The following is a 3,458-nucleotide window of genomic DNA, read 5'->3' as shown; positions in this document are numbered from 1 at the left end:
GCCTGGCGCGCCCGCTCGCGCTGGAGCCGGGCCTGCCGCGCCGCCTGCTGTCCGACCCGGGCGCCCGCGCCATCTCCGTGCCGCTGCGCCTGCCCAAGGGGCCGATCGCGCCGCTGGCCGAGCTGTGGTGGCACCACGAGCAGATGGAGCGGCTGGCCCACGGCGGCGAGCCCAAGCTGTCGGCATCGCCGAAGTTCGCGCTGATGCGCATGATGCTGCGCGACCGGCTGCTTGGCTGGCGGCGCCGGCGCAATGTGGCGCGACAATCCGCGCTTCGCCAACTCTCCACGGACAGCGCATGAACGAGAACATGCCCAAACACATGGCGCGCGGCCACCAGCGGCGCCAGCAGGTGCTGGAACTGGCGGTGGGCGTGGCGACGGCCGAAGGCCTGGAGGCGCTCACCATCGGCCGCGTGGCGGACATCTCGGGCTTCACCAAGGCCGGCCTGCTGGGCCACTTCAACAGCAAGGAAGAACTGCAGCTCGCGACCCTGAAGGCCGGCCGCGCATCCTTCCTGCAGGCGGTGGTGGAGCCGGCGCATGCCGATGCGCCCGGCATGCGCCGCATGGTGCGGCTGCTGGACCGCTGGGTGGAGCACGTCGTGCAGGTGCGCGGCGGATGCTTCTTCGCCTCCGTTTCGGCGGAATTCGACGCCCGCGAAGGCCGGGTGCGCGAGAGCATCGCCGCGATGATGAAGGAGTGGATCGGCGGCATGGAGTTCTTCCTGAAGGAAGCGCGCGACGCCGGCCACCTGGAAGAGGGCACCGACGTGCGCGCGATGGCGTTCCGCCTGCACGGCTACGAGCTGTCGCTGAACCTGCGCCGCCAGCTGTTCGGCGACGAGGGCGTGCTGCAGGAGGCGCGCGCGGCCATGCATGCAGAGCTGCGCAACGCCGGCACGCGCGCCGGCCGCCGCCTGCTGGAGCAGGAACTGGAGGCGCGGCCGTGAGCGTGGTGGTGGACGCGCGCAATGGCCAGCGCGGGGACTACGCGGCCTGGGTCGCGGCCTTCGAGGACCTGTGGCGCGGCGGCCGCGCCAACCTGAACCGCTTCATGGACATCATGGGACCGGACATCCGGCTGATCGCGCCGGGCTTGAAGCCCACGCAGGGCAAGCCGGCTTGCACGGAGGCATTCCGCCGCACCTTCGCGCTGCTGCCGGACCTGACGGCGCAGGTGCACCGCTGGAGCGCCAGCGGCGACGTGGTGTTCATCGAGATGAGCTTCACCGCCACGGTGGCCGGCCGCGCGTTCACCTGGCACAACGTGGACCGCTTCCTGTTCCGCGACGGCTATGCGGTGGAGCGCGTCGCGTACTTCAATCCGGCGAAGCTGCGCCGCGCCTTCCTCGGCCGCCCCGCCGGCTGGCTGCAGCTGCTGCGGCGAGCGCGCAGCGGCCTGTGAAGCGATGAAGCTGTACAGCGGCCCCATCAGCTGGACGGCGGGGTGCAGCTGTACGACTCCACGCCGATCCTCGAATACCTGGAGCACGCCCATCCCGAACCGCCGCTATGGCCCGCGCGGCCGGCGGACTGCGCGCGCCTGCTGGACTGGCAGCAGCCCGCGCAACCCGTCTTCCCAGGACACCAGCGGCCGGTAGCCCAGCTCGCGCCGCGCGCGTGCCGTGTCCACGGTGATCTGCTGGCCAAGAAAGCGCACCGTGGTCGGCGTGAGCGGCGAGTGCCTGTGGATGCCGGCCAGCCGCATGGCGCGGGGCAGAAGCTCGGCCAGCAGCTTGGCCAAGCCGAGCGGCATGGAAGAGGCCAGCGCGGCCAGGCCGTCGACGTCCAGCTGCGCCTGCACGAAATCCTTCAGCCGCATCGCCTGGTCGTCGGCGATCCAGTAGATGCGGCCCGGCACGCCGCGTGTGGCGGCCAGCAGCAGCCCGTGCACCGCGTTGTCGATGTGGCACACCGACACCTTGTGCTCGCCGCGCGCGATCCAGCGGAAGCGCCCGCCGCGCACCAGGGCGGCCACCACGGGACGAAAGGTGTCGCCGTTGCCCCAGAGGTAGGGAAAGCGCACGATCACCTTTTCCAGGTCGCTCGGGTCGGCCTCCACCACTTCCTCGCAGCGGATGCGGCTTGCGCTCAGCACGCCGACCGGTTTGCCGCGCCCGCGCGCCTCGTCCCAGTCCACCACCGGGCCGCTGCCGATGGTGACGCCGGTGCCGCTCACGTACACCACGCGCCGCACGCCGGCCGCGCGCGCGGCCGCCAGGATGTTCGCCGTGCCCTGCACGTTGACGCGCCAGGCGCGTGCGCGGTCGTGGTCCGGCAGCCAGGCCGCCGCGTGGAACACCGTGTCGCAGCCGCGCATGGCTTCGCCCAGGATGGTCACGCTGTCCAGGTCGCCCATGGCCGCCTCGGCGCCGCGCGCACGCACGCGCTCAGCGCTGGCGTCGCTGCGGGCCAGCGCGCGCACCGGCACGCCCTGGCGGACCAGCCCCTCGATCAGGTTGCCGCCGAGGAATCCGGATCCTCCGGTGACGAATGCCGCTGTGCGTTCCATGCTGTTGTTCCTCTTGGTGGTGGATTGGCTTCATGCATATACTACCGATCGGTCGGTAGTTGTGCAATCGGCCGCATCCAGAACCCAACCAGGAGACCCGCATGCCCACCTCATCCCCAATGACCGCCGACGCGCTGTTCCAGCGCTACGCACAGACCTTCCGTTCCCGCGACGTCGAAGCCATCGGCCGGCTGCACACCGACCAGTCGCGCTTCCAGCTGCACTCCGGCGAGGCGGCGGTGGTCGGCCGCGCCGCCATCCAGGAGCGCTTCGCCCGCTTCTTCGCGCAATGGCCGGAGATGGATTTCGTGGTCAAGCGCGTGCTTACCGGCGCCAGCCACTGGGTGCTGGACTGGGCGCTCACCGCGCGCCTGCCGCTGCCCGGCGGCGGCGCGCGGCAGATCCAGTTCGACTGCATGGACCTGGTCACGGTGGATGCCCAGGGCCTGGTGGCGGCCAAGGACACTTTCGTCGACCTGGTGCAGGTGCAGGCCGCGCTGAAGGCCGCCGCCGCCACGTGAGGTCCGTCTACCACCTGGTGGAAGAGGCCAACTGGCCCTTCATCCAGCAGGAGGGCCTGTGGCCCGCGCAGGCTTTGCTTGAGCGGCCGGCGGTGCCGCGGCCGCATCGCGCGGAGGGTCAGTACCGCGAGGAGAACCTGGTGCTGCCCGACGGGCGCATGCTTCGCGACCAGCGGCCCATGCCGCCTGCCGCGCTGGCCGCCTGCCTGGACCCTGCCATGGCGCCGCAGGACTGGTATGCGCTGGTCAACCGCAAGGTGTTCTTCTGGTGGGACCTGGAACGCCTGAACCGGCACCGCGCGGCCTGCGGGCGCCGGCCGCAGCGCGTGCTGGTGGTCGACCTGCAGGCGCTGCTGGCGCGCTACGCGGCCATCGCCAGCGTGGCGCCGATCAACACCGGCTACGCGCTGCGCAAGGCGGCCC

General features: G+C 71.5%; 5 protein-coding genes and 1 pseudogene. 5 read left to right on the top strand and 1 reads right to left on the bottom strand.

The window, feature by feature from the left end; translation table 11 throughout:
* From H0U68_RS08780 to H0U68_RS08770, 3 genes and pseudogenes are all read left to right on the top strand, one after another.
* Nucleotides 1–302: pseudogene (locus tag H0U68_RS08780) on the top strand (hypothetical protein); the annotation flags it as partial.
* Complete coding sequence (locus H0U68_RS08775) at nucleotides 299–952, top strand: TetR/AcrR family transcriptional regulator (protein WP_296354689.1); 654 nt, start codon at nucleotides 299–301, stop codon at nucleotides 950–952. The pseudogene H0U68_RS08780 and the gene H0U68_RS08775, both read left to right, overlap by 4 nt.
* The gene (locus tag H0U68_RS08770; protein WP_296354687.1) at nucleotides 949–1,407 is read left to right on the top strand and encodes a nuclear transport factor 2 family protein; all 459 of its coding nucleotides are present in this window, start codon (nucleotides 949–951) and stop codon (nucleotides 1,405–1,407) included. The genes H0U68_RS08775 and H0U68_RS08770 overlap by 4 nt, the downstream gene beginning before the upstream one ends.
* 105 nt (nucleotides 1,408–1,512) lie before the next feature.
* Here the strand turns inward: H0U68_RS08770 and H0U68_RS08765 are convergent, their stop codons facing one another.
* Nucleotides 1,513–2,514: an NAD(P)H-binding protein gene (locus H0U68_RS08765; RefSeq protein ID WP_296354685.1), complete on the bottom strand. Its 1,002-nt coding sequence runs from the start codon at nucleotides 2,512–2,514 to the stop codon at nucleotides 1,513–1,515.
* A gap of 101 nt (nucleotides 2,515–2,615) precedes the next feature.
* Between H0U68_RS08765 and H0U68_RS08760 the strand changes: the two genes are divergently transcribed.
* Both H0U68_RS08760 and H0U68_RS08755 read left to right on the top strand, forming a co-directional pair.
* Entirely contained in the window at nucleotides 2,616–3,035 is a 420-nt protein-coding gene (locus tag H0U68_RS08760; protein ID WP_296354684.1) for a nuclear transport factor 2 family protein, read from the top strand.
* The coding region (locus tag H0U68_RS08755) for a hypothetical protein (RefSeq protein WP_296354682.1) at nucleotides 3,032–3,458 on the top strand (427 nt) is incomplete at its 3' end. The genes H0U68_RS08760 and H0U68_RS08755, both read left to right, overlap by 4 nt.

Origin of the sequence: Ramlibacter sp. (genome assembly GCF_013697775.1) — a bacterium.
Classification (GTDB): domain Bacteria; phylum Pseudomonadota; class Gammaproteobacteria; order Burkholderiales; family Burkholderiaceae_C; genus Ramlibacter.
The sequence above is the reverse complement of the archived record's forward strand: the minus strand, read 5'-3'. Positions and strand labels throughout refer to the sequence as shown.